This is a genomic window from Paraburkholderia sp. RL17-373-BIF-A (assembly GCF_046030175.1).
GTDB lineage: Bacteria > Pseudomonadota > Gammaproteobacteria > Burkholderiales > Burkholderiaceae > Paraburkholderia.
This window is the reverse complement of sequence record NZ_JARESO010000481.1, coordinates 1-337: the sequence shown is the minus strand read 5'-3', so window position 1 is coordinate 337 and position 337 is coordinate 1. Positions and strand designations below refer to the sequence as shown.

Annotated in this window: 1 protein-coding gene; it reads right to left on the bottom strand. The window is 60.8% G+C overall.

From position 1 onward, the window contains the following. The coding region (locus tag P0D80_RS51470) for a universal stress protein (protein WP_408296728.1) at window positions 1–322 on the bottom strand (322 nt) is incomplete at its 3' end. Window positions 323–337: the final 15 nt, after the last annotated feature.

Sequence of the window (337 nt, the reverse complement as noted above, 5' to 3'; positions counted from 1 at the left end):
GAAAACCAGAGTCGGTGGAAAAACCGGGGGCAAGCGATGTGAATACTTCAGCCACCGTGGCGAGCGCCCGTTTCCCCTCGTCGACCAGCGCCTCCTCCCGCACGTCCATCGGAACCATATCGGTGAAGCTGATGGTCCGATCTACGACAAACAGCGCCCTTAGATGCGCCCCTTTCGCGGCGAGCGTCATGCCTGTCAGCAAAGCCTGATGAGACGCCGGGCTTCCGTCGACAGCGAAGAGAATCTTCGTCGGTCCATGCTGGAGTTGCGGCTCGTAGCTCTCCGGGACGACTAGCACGGGGCATTTAACCAGCTTGCTCACCGGTCCTGAGACGGC